Annotated in this window: 14 protein-coding genes; 3 read left to right on the top strand and 11 right to left on the bottom strand. The window is 67.8% G+C overall.

From position 1 onward, the window contains the following. Nucleotides 1-16 precede the first annotated feature (16 nt). Entirely contained in the window at nt 17-463 is a 447-nt protein-coding gene (locus tag ACK4HJ_RS09140; RefSeq protein ID WP_409830206.1) for a response regulator, read from the top strand. Between the two features lie 100 nt (nt 464-563). On the opposite strand, the gene ACK4HJ_RS09145 is transcribed toward ACK4HJ_RS09140, so the two are convergent. The 6 genes from ACK4HJ_RS09145 to ACK4HJ_RS09170 form a co-directional block, all read right to left on the bottom strand. Further along, a complete protein-coding gene (locus ACK4HJ_RS09145; RefSeq protein WP_409830208.1) occupies nt 564-1,442 on the bottom strand; it encodes a sugar phosphate isomerase/epimerase family protein in 879 nt (292 codons plus the stop codon). A gap of 9 nt (nt 1,443-1,451) precedes the next feature. Then, nucleotides 1,452-2,660 (bottom strand): dihydrodipicolinate synthase family protein, encoded by a 1,209-nt coding sequence (locus tag ACK4HJ_RS09150; RefSeq protein ID WP_409830211.1) that lies wholly within the window; start codon nt 2,658-2,660, stop codon nt 1,452-1,454. A gap of 84 nt (nt 2,661-2,744) precedes the next feature. Beyond that, on the bottom strand, nt 2,745-3,908 hold the full coding sequence (locus ACK4HJ_RS09155; protein ID WP_409830214.1) for a Gfo/Idh/MocA family protein: 1,164 nt from the start codon (nt 3,906-3,908) through the stop codon (nt 2,745-2,747). Between the two features lie 104 nt (nt 3,909-4,012). Beyond that, complete coding sequence (locus ACK4HJ_RS09160; protein WP_409830216.1) at nt 4,013-5,005, bottom strand: tripartite tricarboxylate transporter substrate binding protein; 993 nt, start codon at nt 5,003-5,005, stop codon at nt 4,013-4,015. 272 nt (nt 5,006-5,277) lie between these two features. Further along, a complete protein-coding gene (locus tag ACK4HJ_RS09165) occupies nt 5,278-5,925 on the bottom strand; it encodes a TetR/AcrR family transcriptional regulator (RefSeq protein ID WP_409830219.1) in 648 nt (215 codons plus the stop codon). A gap of 77 nt (nt 5,926-6,002) precedes the next feature. Further along, complete coding sequence (locus tag ACK4HJ_RS09170; RefSeq protein ID WP_409830221.1) at nt 6,003-6,956, bottom strand: LysR family transcriptional regulator; 954 nt, start codon at nt 6,954-6,956, stop codon at nt 6,003-6,005. A 162-nt stretch (nt 6,957-7,118) separates the two neighbouring features. Here ACK4HJ_RS09170 and ACK4HJ_RS09175 point away from each other — a divergent pair, with 162 nt between their 5' ends. Beyond that, nucleotides 7,119-8,531: a hypothetical protein gene (locus ACK4HJ_RS09175; protein ID WP_409830224.1), complete on the top strand. Its 1,413-nt coding sequence runs from the start codon at nt 7,119-7,121 to the stop codon at nt 8,529-8,531. A 146-nt stretch (nt 8,532-8,677) separates the two neighbouring features. Here ACK4HJ_RS09175 and ACK4HJ_RS09180 read toward each other — a convergent pair whose 3' ends face one another. The 5 genes from ACK4HJ_RS09180 to ACK4HJ_RS09200 all read right to left on the bottom strand — a co-directional run bounded on the left by ACK4HJ_RS09180 (nt 8,678) and on the right by ACK4HJ_RS09200 (nt 17,460). Beyond that, complete coding sequence (locus ACK4HJ_RS09180; protein WP_409830227.1) at nt 8,678-10,915, bottom strand: NADP-dependent isocitrate dehydrogenase; 2,238 nt, start codon at nt 10,913-10,915, stop codon at nt 8,678-8,680. A 323-nt stretch (nt 10,916-11,238) separates the two neighbouring features. Continuing rightward, complete coding sequence (pdeM, locus tag ACK4HJ_RS09185; RefSeq protein ID WP_409830230.1) at nt 11,239-11,985, bottom strand: ligase-associated DNA damage response endonuclease PdeM; 747 nt, start codon at nt 11,983-11,985, stop codon at nt 11,239-11,241. Then, on the bottom strand, nt 11,982-14,714 hold the full coding sequence (locus ACK4HJ_RS09190) for a ligase-associated DNA damage response DEXH box helicase (protein WP_409830232.1): 2,733 nt from the start codon (nt 14,712-14,714) through the stop codon (nt 11,982-11,984). The genes pdeM and ACK4HJ_RS09190 overlap by 4 nt, the downstream gene beginning before the upstream one ends. Further along, nucleotides 14,711-16,402: an ATP-dependent DNA ligase gene (locus ACK4HJ_RS09195; RefSeq protein WP_409830234.1), complete on the bottom strand. Its 1,692-nt coding sequence runs from the start codon at nt 16,400-16,402 to the stop codon at nt 14,711-14,713. Before ACK4HJ_RS09195 ends, ACK4HJ_RS09190 begins: the two co-directional genes overlap by 4 nt. Beyond that, entirely contained in the window at nt 16,399-17,460 is a 1,062-nt protein-coding gene (locus ACK4HJ_RS09200; protein ID WP_409830237.1) for a ligase-associated DNA damage response exonuclease, read from the bottom strand. The genes ACK4HJ_RS09195 and ACK4HJ_RS09200 overlap by 4 nt, the downstream gene beginning before the upstream one ends. 298 nt (nt 17,461-17,758) lie before the next feature. Between ACK4HJ_RS09200 and ACK4HJ_RS09205 the strand changes: the two genes are divergently transcribed. Continuing rightward, nucleotides 17,759-18,172: a GNAT family N-acetyltransferase gene (locus tag ACK4HJ_RS09205; RefSeq protein ID WP_409830240.1), complete on the top strand. Its 414-nt coding sequence runs from the start codon at nt 17,759-17,761 to the stop codon at nt 18,170-18,172. Nucleotides 18,173-18,344 lie beyond the last annotated feature (172 nt).

The raw sequence follows: 18,344 nt of genomic DNA on the forward strand, positions 1-18,344 counted from the left end.
CAATGAGACCGTCCCGATGAAACTTGTTCTGATCGTCGAAGACGAATATGGAAACGCCGAGGTCATGCAGTTGCTGCTGGAGGCCGAAGGCTACCGCGTCGCGGTGGCGTCCAACGGCCGTCAGGCGCTGGAGATTTTGCGCAACGGGGAGCAGCCGGCGCTGATCTTGTCCGACTACATGATGCCCATCATGAATGGGGGCGAATTCGGTGCGGCGATCAAGCAAGACCCGGCGTTGAGCCAGATCCCCTTTGTGTTTATGAGCGGCACCAACGAAGAGGTGGTGCGGCGCGTCTTCCAGGCGTACGACGCCTTCCTTGCCAAGCCCGTCGAACTCGAACCGCTGCTCGCGGTCCTTCAAAGCTTGATGGCGGACGCGCCGCAGACGCAGGCCCAGGCCGAGCGCGTGCAGGAATCGATGAGACAGGTGCTCGAAGGCATGCGCGTACCTCCGCGCGACTGAGGGGCGCGTCGCGGCGGACAGGCCGTTCGCCGGGGCCGCCTTGGTCCCAGCCTGGTGGCAGAGTCCGAACCGCTTCTTGCCAGGTTCCTAGTCCCCGACGTCACACCACGTTGCGGTGCCGGGCAATGCAGGTGTTGAGCGTTTCTTCGCCCGTGCGTTGCCACCAGTCCAGCGCCGAGAAGATCTCCACCTCGGCATAGCCCACAAAGCCTGCGGCTTCGACCCACTGGCGGATCTTCTTCAGCTCGACCACGCCGTCGCCCATCATCCCCCGGTCGCTGAGCAAATCTCGCGTGGGCAGGCGCCAGTCGCACACGTGGTACGCCAACAGGCGCTGTTGGCCTGCGCGCGCGATCTGTTGCTGCAGCTTCGGGTCCCACCACACGTGGTACACGTCCAGGGCCACGCCCAGTGCGCCCGTATGTTGCGGGTCCAGCGCATCACAGATGTCCAGCGCCTGCTCCAGCGTGTTGATGCAGGCGCGGTCGGCCGCCTGCATGGGGTGCAGCGGCTCGATGGCCAGTGGCATGCCCACCTGGCGCGCGTACTCCAGCGAGGCGGCAATGCCATCGAACACCTCGCTGCGCGCACGCGCGAGGTCGGTGTATTGCGGCGTGCCATCGAGTGCGCCGGGCAGGGCGCCCACCACCAGCACCAGGCAGGCGGCGTTCAACGTCTTGGCCTCGTCAATGGCGCGGCGGTTGTCTTCCAGTGCGGCGCGCAGCCCGGCCGCGTCAGCCGCCGGGAAGAAGCCGCCCCGGCAGTAGCCCGACAGTTCGATGCCGTGGCTGCGCAGCTGCCGCGCGGTAGCCTCCAGCCCTGCCGCCGCCACCTGGTCGCGCCAGGGGCTAATGGCGCGGATGCCGCGCTCGGCGCACTGGTCGATGATGCGCGCGAGCGGCACCTCGGCCCCTTGCTGCTTGCGCACGGTGGCGGTGTTGATCGACAGCCAACGGTGGTCTTGTGAAAAATCACGCATGGCCTTGCCTCACTCCACGCCGTGCAACGCCAGCAGCGTGCGCATGCGCTGCACGGCCAGCTCGGGTTGCTCCAGCAGGTCGGCTTGGTCGGCCAGCCGGAACAGCTCGGCAAAGTGCACCAGCGAGCGCGTGCTTTGCTGCCCGCCCACCATGATGAAGTGGCTCTGGTGCCCGTTGAGCCAGGCCATGAAGACCACGCCCGTTTTGTAGAACCGTGTGGGCGCCGCGAAGATGTGGCGCGACAGCGGCACGGTGGGCCCGAGGATGGCGTGAAAGCGCGCCGTGTCGCCCGCGGCCAGGGCCGCGAGCGCTGCGCTGGCCGCTGGCGCGATGGCGTCGAAGATGCCCAGCAGCGCATCGCTCTGGCCCTGGCGCGGCGTGCCGCCCGCGCCGTCGCCGGCAATGAGTTCGGCGTAGTTGAAATCGTCGCCCGTGTACATGCGCACGCCCTGGCCGTCGGTGCCGCCCGTGGCGGGCAGCCGCCGGCGCATGGCGATTTCCTTGTCCTTGTCGAGCAGCGAGATCTTGATGCCGTCGACCTTGTCCGGGTGTGCGGCGATCACGGCCAGCGCCGTGCCCATGGCCGCATCCACATCGCGCGAGCCCCAGTAGCCCGCGAGCGCCGGGTCGAACATGTCGCCCAGCCAGTGCAGCACCACGGGCTGCCTGGCCTGGCTCAGGATGCGGTCGTACACGCGCTCGTAGTCGGCGGGGCTCTTTGCCACGCGGGCCAGCGCGCGGCTGGCCATCACGATGAGCTTGCCGCCGAGCTTTTCGATGGCCTCCATCTGTTCTTCGTAACCGCGGATCACGTCGTCCACGGACTTGACCTCGTCGAGCACCAAGTGGTCCGTGCCGCAACCCGACGCGACCAGCGCGCCGGGGCCGAAGTCGCGCGCGGCGTCGAGCGAGCGGCGGATCAGCTCCAGCGAGGTGGGCCAGTCCAGCCCCATGCCGCGCTGCGCGGTGTCCATGGCCTCGGCCACACCCAGGCCCAGCGACCACAGGCGCTGGCGGTAGGCAATCGTCGCGTCCCAGTCCACCGCGCACTGCAGCCACGGGTCGACGGCCGCGAGCGGGTTGGCCACCACGTGGGCGGCCGAGTAGGCAATGCGGTTGAACGATGCGCCGCGGGGCGGGACGACGGGCGCGCGGCCTTGCAGCGTGTAGGGGCTGATGCGGCCGTCGGCCGTGGGCAGGGGGAGGCTGAAGGCCATGGTGTACTCGCGGAAATTTGAATGAAATTGGCCTCTAGCGCTTATCCAGTAAGCGCTAGCAGCTATCAAAATAGTAGTTGATGATCAGGCTTGCAGAGGTGCTACATCCACCCAGCGGCGTTCCTTCCAGCTTTCCAGCGCGGCTTCGACCAGCTGCACGCCCTTGGCGCCTTCGGGCAGGGTCCACTTGTACGGCGCGTCTTCCACCACGTGGCGGATGAAGTGTTCCCACTGGATCTTGAAACCGTTGTCGTAGAACTGCGAGTCCGGAATCTCCTGCCACTGGTCGAAGAAGTTCATGGTCTGCTTCTCGTCCGGGTTCCATACCGGGCGCGGCGTGGCCACGCGGCTTTGCGCGCGGCAGCTGGAGAGGCCTGCAACGGCTGAGCCATCGGTGCCGTCGACGTGGAAGGTCACTAGGTCGTCGCGCCGCACGCGCGTGGCCCAGCTCATGTTCAGCTGCGCGATCACCGGCTCGCCGTTGTGGCCCGTGAGCTCGCAGGTGGCATAGGCCGCATCGTCGGCGGTGGCTTTGTACGGTTGCCCGGCCTCGTCCCAGCGCGTGGGGATGTGCGTGGCGCCGATGCACGACACCGATTTGACCTCGCCGAACAGGTTGTCCAGTACGTAGCGCCAGTGGCACATCATGTCCAGGATCATGCCGCCGCCGTCTTCGCTGCGATAGTTCCAGCTCGGGCGCTGGATGGGCTGCAGGTCGCCTTCGAAGACCCAGTAGCCGAATTCCAGGCGCACGCTGAGCATGCGGCCGAAGAAACCCGCGCGGCGCAGCATGTCCAGCTTGCGCAGGCCGGGCAAAAAGAGCTTGTCCTGCACCGCGCCGTGCTTGAGGCCCGAGCCTGAGGCCAGGCGCGCGATCTCCACCGCTTCGTTGAGGTTGGTGGCGATGGGCTTCTCGCAGTACACATGCTTGCCCGCGCGGATCGCCTTGGCGAGCAGGGTGGGGCGCATCTGGGTGGTGCCGGCGTCGAAGAACACCGTGTCCTCGGGGTTCGCTAGCGCGGCGTCGAGGTCCGTGCCCCAGCGCGCAATGCCGTGCGCCTTGGCGAGGGCCTCCATCTTCTCGGCATTGCGGCCGACCAGGATGGGGTCGGGCATCACGCGGTTGCCGTTCTTCAGCACCACGCCGCCCTGCGCGCGGATGGCGCAGATGGAGCGGATCAGATGCTGGTTCATGCCCATGCGTCCGGTGACGCCGTGCATGATGAGTCCGAGTCGTTGGGTTGCCATGGTGTCGGTCCGTTCGTTCAGTTCAAAGGTTGCAAAAGAGAATGGGCAAAAGCGCGGCGTGACCACCCCATGGCAGGGGGCGTTGCGTTGCAGCGCGGTGGGATTTATTGCGTGGGCTGCAGGCCTGCTGCTTTGACCAGCGTGGCGTTGCTCTTGATCTCGTCCCGGATATAGGCGTCGAACTGCTCGGGCTTGAGCGTCCAGGCATCGGCGCCGAGCTTCAGGAAGCGCTCCTTCACCTCGGGCGTGGCCAGCGCCTTCACCACCTCGTCGTGCAGGCGGTTCACGATGTCGCGCGGCGTTTTGGCGGGCACCATCATCCCGATCCAGAAGTTGAATTCCGAGCCCGGCACGCCGGCCTCGGCCGTGGTGGGCACGTCGGGCAGGGCCGCCGCGCGCTTGGGCGAGCCCACCGCCAGCGCCAGCAGCTGGCCGTCCTTGATCTGGCCGATCACGGGCGCAATCGGCGAGAAGTAGTAGTCCACGCGGCCCGACAGCACCTCGGTCACGGCCTCGGCCGAACCCTTGAAGGGGATGTTCTGCGCGTCGATCTTGGCGGCCAGCTTGAACTTCTCGGCATTCAGGTGCGTGGCGCTGCCCTGGCCGGCTGAGGCGAAATTGATCGTGCCGGGTTTGGCCTTCGCGGCGGCCACCAGTTCCTGCAGCGTCTTGATGCCCTTGGCGGGCGAGATCACCAGCGCATTGGGCAGCGACGAGATGGGCGTCACCCCCGCGAAGTCGCCCACCGTGTCGAACGGCAGCTTGGCGAAGGTCGAGGGGCTCACGGTGTGCGACGACGAATGGATCATCACCGTGTAGCCGTCCGGCGCGGCCGTGGCCACGGCCTGCTGGCCGATGGTGCCGCTGGCGCCGCCGCGGTTGTCCACCACCAGCGTCTGGCCCACGCTCTGGCCCATCTTGTCGGCAATGGCGCGCGCAATGATGTCGGTGGTGCTGCCCGCCGCAAACGGCACGATCACGCGGATCGGCTTGCTGGGGTAGCCGCCTTGCGCCAGGGCGCCGAACGACAGGGTGGTGAGCGCGGCCGCCGCCAGGGCGGTGATTGCAGCGCGGCGGGTGTTGCGGGTGAAGGGCATGGATTTGTCTCCGTTGGCAGGCTTGGACTTGCTCTTTAATTCACTGTTTAGTGAATAAAGTGCATTTTTCAAGATCAGCCAGCGCGCGTCAACGCAGTTCCCGGACTGGGAATTAGGGGTTTACCCGAGGGCGGTGGTGGAGCCGTCCCGCGCGTGTCGGCTGCAGCCCGTGGAACGGGCGCGGCCCAGGCCAGCGCCCCCGCGCAAGGGCCGCTCCGCCGCGCTGGGGGCGTCCCCCTTGGGGGAAAGGCGCGAAGCGACTCAGGGTGTCGTCACTTCAGCACGTAGCCCAGGATCACATCGCACATGTGCGACAGGCGTTCGTGCTGGGCCTTGGGCGCCATCAGGTCGCGGCCGAAGATGGCCGACAGCGTGTGGTTGTTGGACAGGTAGAAGTACGACAGCCCGGCGATGGACACATACAGCTGCACCGGGTCCACCCCACCGCGGAAGCTGCCCTCGCGGCGGCCGCGCTCCAGCACCTCGGCCAGCGTGGCGATCAGCGGCGAGTTCATCTCCCGTGCGCGCTGCGACTCGTGCAGGTGGCGCGCCTTGTGCAGGTTGGCGCTGTTGAGCAGGGTGAGGAACTGCGGGTTCTCCAGGTAATAGTTCCAGGTGAACTCCACCAGGCGCCGGATGGCTGTGGCGGGCGCCAGATCCAGCAGGTTGAGCTTGCGCTCCTCCTCGCGGATGTGCAGGTAGGCCTGCTCCAGTACGGCCTGGAAGAGCTTTTCCTTGTCCTCGAAGTAGTAGTAGATAAGCCGCTTGTTCAGGCCTGCGCGCTCGGCAATGCGGTCCATGCGGGCGCCGCCCAGGCCGTGCTCGGCAAACTCGTCGCGCGCTGCGCTAAAGATCGCGCCCTGTGAGCGGTCGGCATCCCGTTGCCGCTCTTTGGCGGGGGTGTCGGAGTCTGGGGTCATGCGCTTCTAATTCACTGAATGGTTAACTATAGCGGTTGTGGGGGGCGCACGGCCTGCCATTGTGCCGCCGCGGGCCTTTAGCGAGGCGCGCGTGCAGGCGACGGTGCGCGTGATGGCGCCACCGGCTCGGCCAGGGCCTTGAGCAGGCGGGTGAAGGTGGCCGTGGGACCCACGTTGTCCTCCGCACGGTAGACCAGCGTGAGCGGCACGTCCAGCCGGCCCTTGTCCACGAGCGTCCGGTAGGCGATGGCGTGGCGGTGCACCCCCAGCATGGACGAGGGCACTACCGAGATGCCCGTGCCTGCGGCGACCAGGTTCAGGTTGGTCAGCATGCGCGCCACCTCGGCCACCACGCGCGGCTGTACGCCCTGTTCGGCGCACAGCGCGAGCAAGTTGGCATACAGGCCCGGCGCGCCCGGGCGGCGCACCAGGATCATGGGCTCGCCGTCCAGGTCGGCAATGTCGATGGGGCGGGGCTTGCCCCGCCGCTGGCGCTGGGCCAGCGGATGGTCGATGGGCAGGGCCACCATGGCCGGCTCGTGCTGCAGGGTGTCGAACACCAGGCCGGGCGGGTGCGCCACGGGCACCCGCAGCAGCCCCGCGTGCAGGCGGCCATCGGCCACCGCCTCGGTGATCTCCGCCGCGTTGTTTTCGCCAATTTCCAGTACCAGGCCGGGGTGGCGAGCGCGGCATTCGCGCAGTGCATAGGGCGTGAACTCATGCGCGGCCGCGGAGCTGGTGAAGGCAATGGTCAGCCGCCCGGTCTTGCCCTCGGCGAGCAGCTGCATGCGGCTGTGCAGCGCGTCGAAGTCGTGCACCAGCCGCAGTGCGTCGGCCTGCAGGGCGCGGCCCGCTTCCGTCAGGCTCACGCCCCTGGCGTGCCGCTTGAACAGTGGCAGGCCCAGCGTGGCCTCCAGGCCCTTGATCTGCTGGCTCAGCGGAGGCTGGGCCATGCCCAGCTGCTCGGCGGCGCGGGTCATGTGCCCGGCCTCTGCCACTGCCAGGAAGTAGCGCAATTGGCGGATGTCCATGGTCAGGCCCAACGGTGCGCACAGGGCGGCAAAGCACAAAGGTCAGCAAGGCAATGCATATGGAAATCGTATCGCACTGGCGTCGAGCGGATATTTGACGTATGGAAGGCCCGTTTCTACGATGCGCGGCGCTTCCCAACCAAAACACCACCTGGAGACACCATGCCTTTTTCCCCGCCCCCGGCGCGCCCCCGCTGCGCACCTGTCGCCACCATAGCGCTGAGTGTGCTGGCCGCAATCATGGCCACGGCCTGCGCACCGGTGCCCACGCAGCCTGGCCGCGCCGTTCCCACCGCCCTATCGGCCGCGTCCGAAACAGCCCCGGTGGCCACGGCGTGCCCTCAAGACATCGCTGCCATGGCGCGCTGCCTGGCGGGGCAGGACTCGGCCGGCGCGTTCTACCTGATCGCGATGCCGCAGCAGTGGAACGGGCACCTCGTGCTGCACGCGCATGGCGGACCCACATTGGGTTCGCCCAAGGCCGAGCGGGCGGTGGAGGACCTGGAGCGCTGGTCCATCATGGTCCGCGCGGGCTATGCCTGGGCAGGCAGCACCTTCCGCCAGGGCGGGGTGGAAGTGCGTGCCGCCGCGCAAGACACCGAGCGCCTGCGGCAGATCTTTGTGCATCACGTGGCGCAGCCGAAGCGCACCGTGCTGCACGGGCAGTCCTGGGGCGCCAGCGTGGCGGCCAAGGGTGCCGAAATGTTCACCGCGACTGCGGAGGGCAAGCGCCCGTACGACGCCCTGCTGCTCACCAGCGGCGTGCTGGCCGGCGGCACGCGCTCGTACGACGTGCGCACCGACCTGCGCGTGATCTATCAGCACTTGTGCAACAACCACCCCCGCCCGACAGAGGCGCCGTACCCGCTGAACATCGGCCTGCCCAAGGAGGTGGCGATGACGCAGGCCGACCTGCAGGCGCGTGTCAACGAATGCCTGGCGCTGAACAAGCCCGCCGCCGAGCGCACGCCCGAGCAGCAACGCAAGGTGCAAACCCTGGTGAGCGTGCTGCGCATCCCGGCGTCGTCCATCCAGAGCCACCTGAATTGGGGCACCTTCCACTACCGCGACGTGGTGCAGCACCGTACGGGCGGTGCGAGCCCGTTTGGCAACATGGGCGCGCAGTACAAGGGCTCGCCCGACGACGCGGCGCTGAACGCGGCCGTGCTGCGCTACCGTGCCGACCCGGCCGCCGTGGCCCGTTTTGCCGAAGACACGGACCTCACCGGCCGCATCCCCGTGCCCGTGCTGACGGTGAAGGGCGTGGACGACCCCACGGCGTTTGTGGAGCTGGATGCGTACTTCAAGGGCACCATGGAGCGCGGCGGCAGCGGCGCGCGGCTGGTTCAGACCTTCACGCAGCACGCCGCGCACAGCTACCTGAGCGATCCCACCTATCCCACGCTGTTGGCCGCGCTGTTGCGTTGGGTGGATGCGGGCGAGAAGCCCACGCCCGAGGGCATTGCGCAGCAGTGCCCGGCGTTCGAGGCTACCTTTGGCAAGGGCTGCGCGTTTTTGCCTGCGTATGTGCCCGCGCTGCTGGACAGCCGCGTGGCGCAGCGCGAACGGCCCTGAGTTTTCTCCATCCCCGAAACACAAAGACAAAGGCCCCGTTCTGGAACGGGGCCTTTGTGTTGAAAATTGCTACTTATTCGATAGCTTTTAGCGCTTGCTAGGTAAGCGCTAGAGGCCGATTTGACCTCAAGCCTGTCGCAACCGTCTTACTTCACCGACGCCAGCGCTGCATTCAATGTCGCGCTGGGACGCATCACCGTGTCGAGCTTGGCGACGTCGGGCAGGTAGTAGCCGCCGATGTCGGCGGGCTGGCCCTGCACGGCATTCAGCTCGTCCACGATCTTCTGCTCGTTGTCGGCCAGCTGCTTGGCCAGCGGGGCAAACTTGGCGGCCAGGGCCGCGTCTTCGGTCTGCGCGGCCAGCTCTTGTGCCCAGTACAGGGCCAGGTAGAACTGGCTGCCGCGGTTGTCCAGCTGGCCGGTCTTGGGGCTGGGGTTCTTGTTGTTGTCCAGCAGCTTGCCCGTGGCGGCGTCCAGCGTCTTGGCCAGCAGCTTGGCCTGCGGGTTGTTGTTCTTGATACCGAGATCCTCCAGCGATACGGCCAGCGCCAGGAACTCGCCCAGGCTGTCCCAGCGCAGGTGGTTTTCTTCCACCAGTTGCTGCACGTGCTTGGGCGCCGAGCCGCCCGCACCCGTTTCGTACATGCCGCCACCGGCCATCAGCGGCACGATGGACAGCATCTTGGCCGAGGTGCCCAGTTCCATGATGGGGAACAGGTCGGTCAGGTAGTCGCGCAGGATGTTGCCGGTGGCGCTGATGGTGTCCAGGCCGCGGATCACGCGCTCCAGCGTGTAGCGCATCGCACGCACCTGGCTCATGATCTGGATGTCCAGGCCGGTGGTGTCATGCTCGTGCAGGTACATCTTGACCTTGGTAATCAGCTGCGCTTCGTGCGGACGGTACGAGTCGAGCCAGAACACCACGGGCATGCCGGAGTTGCGGGCGCGGTTCACGGCCAGCTTCACCCAGTCGCGGATCGCGGCGTCCTTGACCTGGCACATGCGCCAGATGTCGCCTTGTTCCACGTTCTGGCTCATCAGCACTTCGCCGGTGGCCAGGTCGGTGATGTTGGCCACGCCGTCTTCGGGGATCTCGAAAGTCTTGTCATGGCTGCCGTATTCCTCGGCCTGCTGGGCCATCAGGCCCACGTTGGGCACCGTGCCCATGGTCTTGGGGTCGAACGCGCCGTGCCACTTGCAGAAGTTGATGATCTCCTGGTAGATGCGGGCGAAGGTCGATTCGGGCATTACGGCCTTCACGTCCTTCAGGCGGCCGTTGGCGTCCCACATCTTGCCGCCGTTGCGGATCATCGCGGGCATGGAGGCGTCCACGATGATGTCGTTGGGCGAGTGGAAGTTGGTGATTCCCTTGGCGGAATCGACCATGGCCAGCTCGGGGCGGTTTTCGTGGCAGGCGTGGAGGTCGCGCTTGATCTCGTCGCGCTGGCTTTGCGGCAGGGTCTCGATCTTGCTGTACAGGTCCACCATGCCGTTGTTCACGTTCACGCCCAGCTCTTCAAAGGTCTTGGCGTGTTTGGCGAACGCGTCCTTGTAGAAGATGCGCACGCAGTGGCCGAACACGATGGGGTGGGACACCTTCATCATGGTGGCCTTCACGTGCAGCGAGAACATCACGCCGGTCTTGCGGGCGTCTTCGATTTCCTTTTCGTAGAACTCCAGCAGCGCCTTCTTGCTCATGAACATGCTGTCGATCACTTCGCGGTCGAGCAGGCTGACCTTGGGCTTCAAGACGATGGCCTTGCCGCTCTTGGTGATCAGCTCCATCTTCACGTCGCGCGCGCGGTCCAGCGTCATCGACTTTTCACCGTGGTAGAAGTCGCCCGCGTGCATGTGCGACACGTGCGAACGCGATGCCTGGCTCCACTCGGCCATGCTGTGCGGGTTCTTGCGCGCGTATTCCTTCACGGCCTTGGGCGCGCGGCGGTCGGAGTTGCCTTCGCGCAGCACGGGGTTCACGGCCGAGCCGGTGCACTTGCTGTAGCGGGCCTTGATTTCCTTTTCCTTGTCGTCCTTGGGCTGGTCCGGGTAGTCGGGCAGCGCATAACCCTTGGCCTGCAGTTCGGCGATGGCGGCCTTGAGCTGGGCCACCGAGGCGCTGATGTTGGGCAGCTTGATGATGTTGGCGTCGGCCTTGAGCGTCTTCTTGCCCAGCTCGGCCAAGTTGTTGGGCACCTTCTGCGCGTCGCTCAGGTAGTCCGGAAACTCGCCCAGGATGCGGGCCGCCACGGAGATGTCGCTCTCCGCCACGTTGATGCCCGCCGGTGCCGCAAAGGTGCGGATGATGGGCAGGAAAGAGGCCGTGGCCAAGCGGGGGGCTTCGTCGGTCAGGGTGTAGATGATGGTCGGTTGCTGGGTCGTCGTCATGGCTTGTCTCACGAAACAGAGTGTGTAAATGCCCTTTGCCGGGGTACCGCAAAGGCCAAACGCGGATGCTCCTGCATTCTCCTTGCTCGGCGCTGTCAGAACCCCTTGTTTTTGCAATCGAATATCACGATGCGGAAATTGGACGGTCTTCAGCGCACTTTTTTTCAACCTCCGAGCGCCCGGCGCGGCGAATGCGAGGAGCAGCCGGATTGCTGCGCCGCAGCAATCACGGGGCGCGAAAAAGGGCGCGGGTTGCCGTTTTGCGCCATTCAGCGGTGTCTGTCAAATCCCCTCCGCGCCCCAAGCCTGTACGTCGCCGGGCGTCATGGCGGCAATGGAATGACCCGCGAATCGGCGACCGCAAAACGCTGAGCCGCTTGCAGCATGGCCTGCGGTGCCGTGCCCGTGAAGGCGCCCAGCGCCGGCAGCACCAGCAGGCCCGGTGGCCCCGGTAACCACGCAAAACAGGGCAGCCGCACGGCATCGCGAGCGCGCCCGCGCAGGGTGACTGTGGGATGCAGATGGCCGGCCAGCGCGGTGGCGCCATCCACCGTCTGCGGGTGATGGCATGCGCGCAGTTCGCTGCCGGGCCGGGGTGTCCACGGTTCTTCGGCCAGCGCAATGCGCAGGCCCGGCGGCGGGTCCCCGGCATGCCGGTCGTGGTTGCCGCGCACCAGGGTCAAGTGCACGCTGCCATGGCGCTCGCGCCAGGGCAGCAGCTGGTTCCACAACGGCGCATCGGCGCCGCTGCGCGCATGCAGAAAGTCGCCCAGAAAAACCAAGTGCTCCGCGCCGGTGGCGGCCAGCACGCCGTCCAGCCGCGCCAGGTTGTCGGCCGTCGTGCCATGCGGCACGGGCTGGCCCGCGCGGCGAAACGTGGCCGCCTTGCCGAAATGCACGTCGGCCACAAACGCCGTGCGTTCGGCCGGCCACCACACCGCGCGCTGCGGCAGCAGCCACAGCACCGTGCCGCCGGGCAGCGAGACAGGGTGGGCGCCGACAGGGAGGAGTGCGGATGGCGAAGCGAAGGGGGCGTGTACGTTCAAGGCGAAATCGATCGTCGTGCTCAAAAGCCGTGGCGCCTGCGCGGGCGGCGGGGTCCGACGCCATTGTCGCCTTGCCCCCGCTGACCACGCCGGCGCGATGCGGTGGCCCCGTCGGGCATGTCCCATGCCATGTCGGACGGCGTTGGCGGACTTTTGTCGGCGTGGCGGGTGCCTGTGGTTTCGTCCGCCGCCTTCTCCAGCGCCTGCACCATGCGCGCCAGACGGTCGGCCAGGGTTTCGGTGCTCAGGCGTTCGCGAAAGCGCTCCACCATCAGCGGCAGGGCGAAGGGTGTGGGCCGCTCCACAGCGTGGATGGACAAGGTCTGTGCCTGCATGCTGCGCAGTGTGCGGGCCAGGCGTTCCAGGTCCAGCTCGTTGGCCAGCAACTCGGCCCGCGCCTGCGCCAGCAGCAGGTTGTCCGGGTCGTACTGCGCAAACACGTCGTAGTACAGCGACGACGAAGCCTGCAGCTGGCGGCTGCTGCGCTGCTCGCCCGGGTGGCTTTGGAAGATGAGCCCGGCGATGCGCGCAATTTCGCGAAAGCGCCGGCGCGCCATCTCGGTGGCATTCAGGCTGGCCAGCACCTCGTCCTCCAGCCCGCCACCCACAACTTCCCCCAGCGTGGTGTGTGTGCCTGCGCCGATCAGACGGGGCAGCAGGACGGCCCAATCGATGGGCTTGGCCGACAGCAGCTCCAGCCCGTAGTCGTTGACCGCAATCGAAAAGGTGTTGGCCACCTGTTGCGACGCACGCCAGGCCAGCAGGCCCGCCAGCCCCATGTGCACCAGCCGGCCCGCGAGCGGGTACAGGTACAGGTGCCAACCCTCGCGCGTGTGCAGGGTCTCGGCCACCAGGCGTGTGGGCGTGGGCAGGGCAGACCACGCGTCTTGCAACGCCAGCAGCGGCTGGGCGCAGCGCATCTCGGGCGTTTCATACACGCCTTGCTCGGCCTGCTGCAGCACTTCCAGCATGGCATCGGCCAGCGTGTTGGACAGAGGCATGCGCCCGCCATTCCAGCGCGGCAGCGCGGCGCTGCCCCGGGGCGCCACGCGCACGTAGGCCGTCATCTGCTGGGTGCGCACCAGCTCCAGCAGGCGGCCTGCGAACATGAACACGTCGCCGGGCTTGAGGCGCGCGATGAAGCTCTCTTCCACCGAACCCAGCCGCCCGCCACTCACAAACTGCACCTGCATGCTCGCGTCGCTGACGATAGTGCCGATGTTGCTGCGGTGGCGGCGCGCCAGGCGGGCATCGGGCATGCGCCACACGCCGTCTTCGTCGGGCACCACGCGATGGAAATCGGGATAGGTGGCCAGTGACGCGCCACCTTGGCGCACAAACTGCAAGGCCCACTGCCAGTCGTTGTCCGCCAGCGTGGCATAGGCAGGCGCGCGGCGCACCTCAGCGAGCAGCGCGTCAGGCACAAAGCCGCCGCCCAGCGCAATCGTCACCAGGTGCTGAACCAGCACGTCCAGCGGCGCACGCGGTGTGTGCCGCTCTTCCACGCGGCCCTGGGCCAGCGCATGGCGCGCGGCGGCGGCCTCCACCAGCTCCAGGCTGTGCGTGGGCACCAGCGTGATGCTGGATGTGCGCCCCGGTGCGTGCCCCGAGCGGCCCGCGCGCTGCACCAGCCGCCCCACGCCCTTGGCCGAGCCGATCTGCAGCACCTGCTCCACGGGCAGAAAGTCCACGCCCAAATCCAGGCTGGAGGTGCAGACCACGGCCTTGAGCTGGCCGGCCTTGAGGCCTGCCTCGACCCATGCGCGCACGTCCTGGCTCAGCGAGCCGTGGTGCAGCGCAATGGCGCCCGCCCAGTCGGGCCGCGCCTCCAGCAGCGCCTGGTACCAACGCTCGGCCTGGGACCGCGTGTTGGTGAAGACCAGCGTGGACGCGCACCCCTCGATGGACCGCACCACCTGCGGCAGCAGCGCCAGACCCATGTGCCCGGCCCAGGCAAAGCGGTCCACCTTGGGCGGCAGCATCACGTCCACTCGCAGCGCCTTGTCGACGCGGCCTTGCACCAGCACGGCCGGCGGCGCTGCGGGCGCATCCGGTAGGGGGCGCGGTAGGAGCGTGTGCAGCGCCTCATGCAGGTTGCCCAGCGTGGCCGACATCCCCCACACCTGGAGCTGCGGGTTCCAGCCCGACAGGCGCGCCAGCGCCAGCTGCGCCTGCACGCCGCGCTTGTTGCCCACCAGCTCGTGCCATTCGTCCACCACCACCAAACGAACGTGCTGCAGGCGCTCGCGTGCGTCGGCGCGGGCCAGCAACAGCGAAACGCTTTCCGGCGTGGTCACCAGCAGCGTGGGCAGGCGGCGGTCCTGCGCAGCGCGCTCCCCACTGGCGGTGTCGCCGGTGCGCAGGCCGCTGGTCCAGGTGGGCGCCAGGTCGGACAGGGGGGCCTGCAGCGCGCGCAGCGTGTCGGCGGCCAGCGCGCGCATGGGGGTGATCCACAACACGGTGAGCGGTGGCGCGGTAGTGCGGCGGGTGCGCGGTTCGGCATCGCCTACCGGCTCGTCCTCCGTGGCTGGAGGCGCTGCCAGGTGCTGCAGCGCGCCCAGCCACACGGCATAGGTCTTGCCAGCGCCCGTGGTGGCATGCAGCAGGCCGCTGCGGCCCTCGCCCAGCGCCTGCCATACCTCGTGCTGAAAGCCGAAGGGCTGCCAGCCGCGCGTGGCCATCCAGGCTGCGGCGGCGCCGGGAGACGGGTGGCCAGACGAAGGTTTGCGGGTGCGCCGCGCGGGGGTGCTCATGTGTCGGCGCCAGGCAGCAGGGCCGCCAGAGTCTGCAGCGTGTCGGCTTCGGCAACGGGCTTGTCCTGCCGCCAGCGCAGCATGCGCGGAAAGCGCACCGCAATGCCGCTCTTGTGGCGCGGGCTGCGGGCGATGCCTTCAAAGCCGAGCTCAAACACCTGCGTCGCGTCCACGCTGCGCACGGGGCCAAAGCTCTCGCGCGTGGTCTTGCGGATGATGGCGTCCACCTGCGCAATCTCGGCATCCGTAAGGCCCGAGTACGCCTTGGCAAACGGAACCAGCTGGCGGTCAGGGTCTTCCGGCGGACCGCTCCACACCGCAAAGGTGTAGTCGGTGTACAGGCTTGCGCGGCGCCCGTGGCCGCGCTGGGCATAGATGAGCACGGCGTCCACGCTCATGGGGTCGATCTTCCACTTCCACCACACGCCCACGTCCTTGGTGCGGCCCACGCCATAGCGGGCCTGGCGGTGCTTGAGCATGAAGCCTTCGGTGCCCATACCGCGCGCGGCTTCGCGCTGGTACGCCAGGTCGGCCCAGTGGGCGCCCTGCAGCAGCGGGCTCAGGCGCAACGCGGGTGGCGTGGCCGGTTCCGCAATGGCGGTGGGCATGGGTTGCAGCACCGTCTCGAGCAACGCGCGACGCGCCTGCTGCGGCTCGGGGCGCAGGTCCTGGCCCGCGTGTTCCAACAGGTCGTAAGTCACCAGCACCACCGGCAGCTCGCGCAGCAGCTTGGGCGTCAGCGTCTTGCGGCCCAGGCGCTTTTGCAGGTCGGCAAACGGGCGGGGCTGGGGGGCGTCGGGCAGCCACACCAGGATCTCGCCGTCCACCACCGTGCCATCCGGCAGCTGCGCCACTGCGGCATCGGCCAGCTCGGGGAAGCGGTCGGTCACCAGCTCCTCACCACGCGACCACACCCACACCTGGCCTGCGCGGCGCACGATCTGCGCGCGGATGCCATCCCACTTCCACTCCACCTGCCAGTCCCCGGGTGCGCCCAGCAACGCGGGCATGTCGGCAACGGCCTGGTTGAACGGATGGGCCAAAAAGAAGGGGTAGGGCTGGCCCGCGTCTGCGGCGTCCGGCGTGCTCGCACCATCGTCCACCGGCGCAATCAGCGCCAGGTAGTCGCCGGCCTGCGGCTGCCTCCCGATCTGTGTGTAGCCCATCAGCCGGTGCGCAATGCGCTTGGGGTCCAGCCCGCTGACCATCGCCAGGGCCTGCGTGACCTGCAGGCGCGACACGCCCACGCGGAAGTTGCCGGTGATGAGCTTGAAGTACACAAAGCGCTGGTCGGGCGCCAGCATGCCCCATTGCGCGCGCAGTCGGGCGTCGGCCTCCTCGGGCGGCAGTGCGCGCAGCGGCAGGAGCTGCGCCATCCAATCGGCCAGGGGCAGGTCCACCGGCTGCACCGGGGGCGGCAGCAGCAGCGCCACTGTTTCGGCCAGGTCGCCCACGGCCTGGTAGCTTTCTTCAAACAGCCATTCGGGCAGGCCGGCGGCTTCTTGCGCCAAGGCCTTCAGGCGCTTGGTGGGCACCATTTGGCGCGGCTTGCCGCCCGCGAGAAAGTAGGTGGCCCAGGCCGCATCGCCCGGCGCCGCCACACGCAGGTAGGCCACCAGCGCCGCCAGCTTGGCCGACTGGGCGGTGGTGGCGTCCAGCGCGCGGAACAGCTCGGCAAAGGCTTTCATGGCGCGGCCCCGGGTGTGCCGTCCTGCGCTGCGGGCGCAGCGGCGCCCGTGTCGTCTTCGTTGTCGTCGGCGCCGTACTCTGTGGCAAACACCTGGGCGTCCAGGCCCTGCTCGCACAGCCAGCGCACCATCACCTCGGTGCTGCCATGGGTCACGATGACGCGCTCTGCGCCCGTGGCGCCAATGGCTTTTTGCAGGCTGGGCCAGTCGGCGTGGTCGCTCATCACAAAGCCGCGGTCCACGCCCCGGCGGCGGCGTGCGCCGCGCACCAGCATCCAGCCGCTGGCAAATGCGTCAGAGTGCTCGCCAAAACGTTTGAGCCAGGGCGAGCCTGCGGCGGACGGCGGCGCCAGCACCAGCGCACGTTTCAACTCCGCCTTGGTCACGCCCGGGTCCGTAACCCGCACGGTGGGCGGCAGCGCCACGCCCGCCGCGCGGTACACGGCGTTGAGCGGCTCCACCGCGCCGTGCACGACGATGGGGCCGATGTTCGGGTCCACCCCGTGCAGCAGCCGCTGCGCCTTGCCGAATGCGTACGCATACAGGATGCTGGCCTTGCCCGCCGCCGCGTTGGCGGCCCACCACGCATTGATGTCGGCAAACAGCGCGGGCTGCGTGGGCCACCGGTAGATGGGTAGGCCAAAGGTGGACTCGGTGATGAAGGTGTGGCAACGCTCGGGCTCAAAGGGCGGGCAGGTGCCGTCGTCCTCCAGCTTGTAGTCGCCCGAGGCCACCCACACTTCGCCCCCATGCTCGACGCGCACCTGCGCCGAGCCCAGCACGTGCCCGGCAGGGTGCAGCGACAGGCGCACGCCGTGGTGGTCGATCACCGCGCCATAGGCCAGCGTTTGCAAGTCGATGTCCGCACCCAGCCGGTTGCGCAAGGTGCCTTCGCTGTCAGTGTGGGCCAGGTAGTGCGCCGAGCCCATGCGCGCGTGGTCCGAATGCGCGTGCGTGATCACGGCGCGCGGCACCGGCCGCCAGGGGTCGATATAGAAATCGCCGGGCGGGCAGTACAGGCCTTCGGGGCGGTGGACGATCAAGTCGTTGCGGGGCATGGGTGTGGCATCGTAGGCGGCAGTCCAAAGCCGAGGAAGGGCTTGGGGTATGAAGATGGGTCAGCAAGAAATAGGAGTAAAAACAGCCCTTAGCGCTTATCTGGCAAGCGCTGAAAGCTATTGATTTGGTAGCATTGCGCGGCGCTGGCATGCCCCCGCACCCACAGTGTGGTCACCCGTTCATCTTTGCGCCGCCAGTGCGCCCGTCTGCAGTCCAACGCCGCATTTCCATGCACACAGAATTCGCTCAACCCGCCGATGCCCCTGCCATTGCCACGGTGCTGCGCGAGGCCGCGCAGTGGTTGGCGGACCGCCAGATGCCGCTTTGGACGGTGAGCGCTTTCACCGATGCCAGCGTGCGGGGCGAGATGGAGCGCGGCCGTTTCCTGGTCGCCCGCGCGGGGAACAGGTGGTGGGCGTGGTGTTGGTTCAGCCGCAGGACCCGGTCTTCTGGCCAGACGCCGAACCCGGCACATCCGCCTTTCTGCACAAGCTGGCCGTGCGGCGCGCATGGGCAGGGCAGGGGGTGCCTGCTGCATTGCTGGCACATGCATACCGCCACGCCCGCGCCCTGGGCCTGCGCTATCTGCGGCTGGATTGCGTGGCGAGCCGGCACGCGCTGCGTGCGCTTTACGAAGGCCTGGGATGGACCCTGCACGACTGCGTGAAGATTGGCGGGCGGGAGTTTGCGCGATACGAGCGGGCGCTGTAGGCTGGGCGCCCTGAACGGGTGGTCAATCCGGGGGATGGATCTCATGCGCGGTATAGAGAGTGGTGGTGCGGTTCTGTTGTGTCAGTTGTCCTTGCTGTCGGCGGCGGCGCTCACTCCCGTTTGGGCGCAACAGAGCCCGGCCCAGCCCGTGCGCACCAATGCGTTCCAGGAC

The organism is Acidovorax sp., assembly GCF_046294525.1.
Classification (GTDB): Bacteria; Pseudomonadota; Gammaproteobacteria; order Burkholderiales; family Burkholderiaceae_C; genus Acidovorax.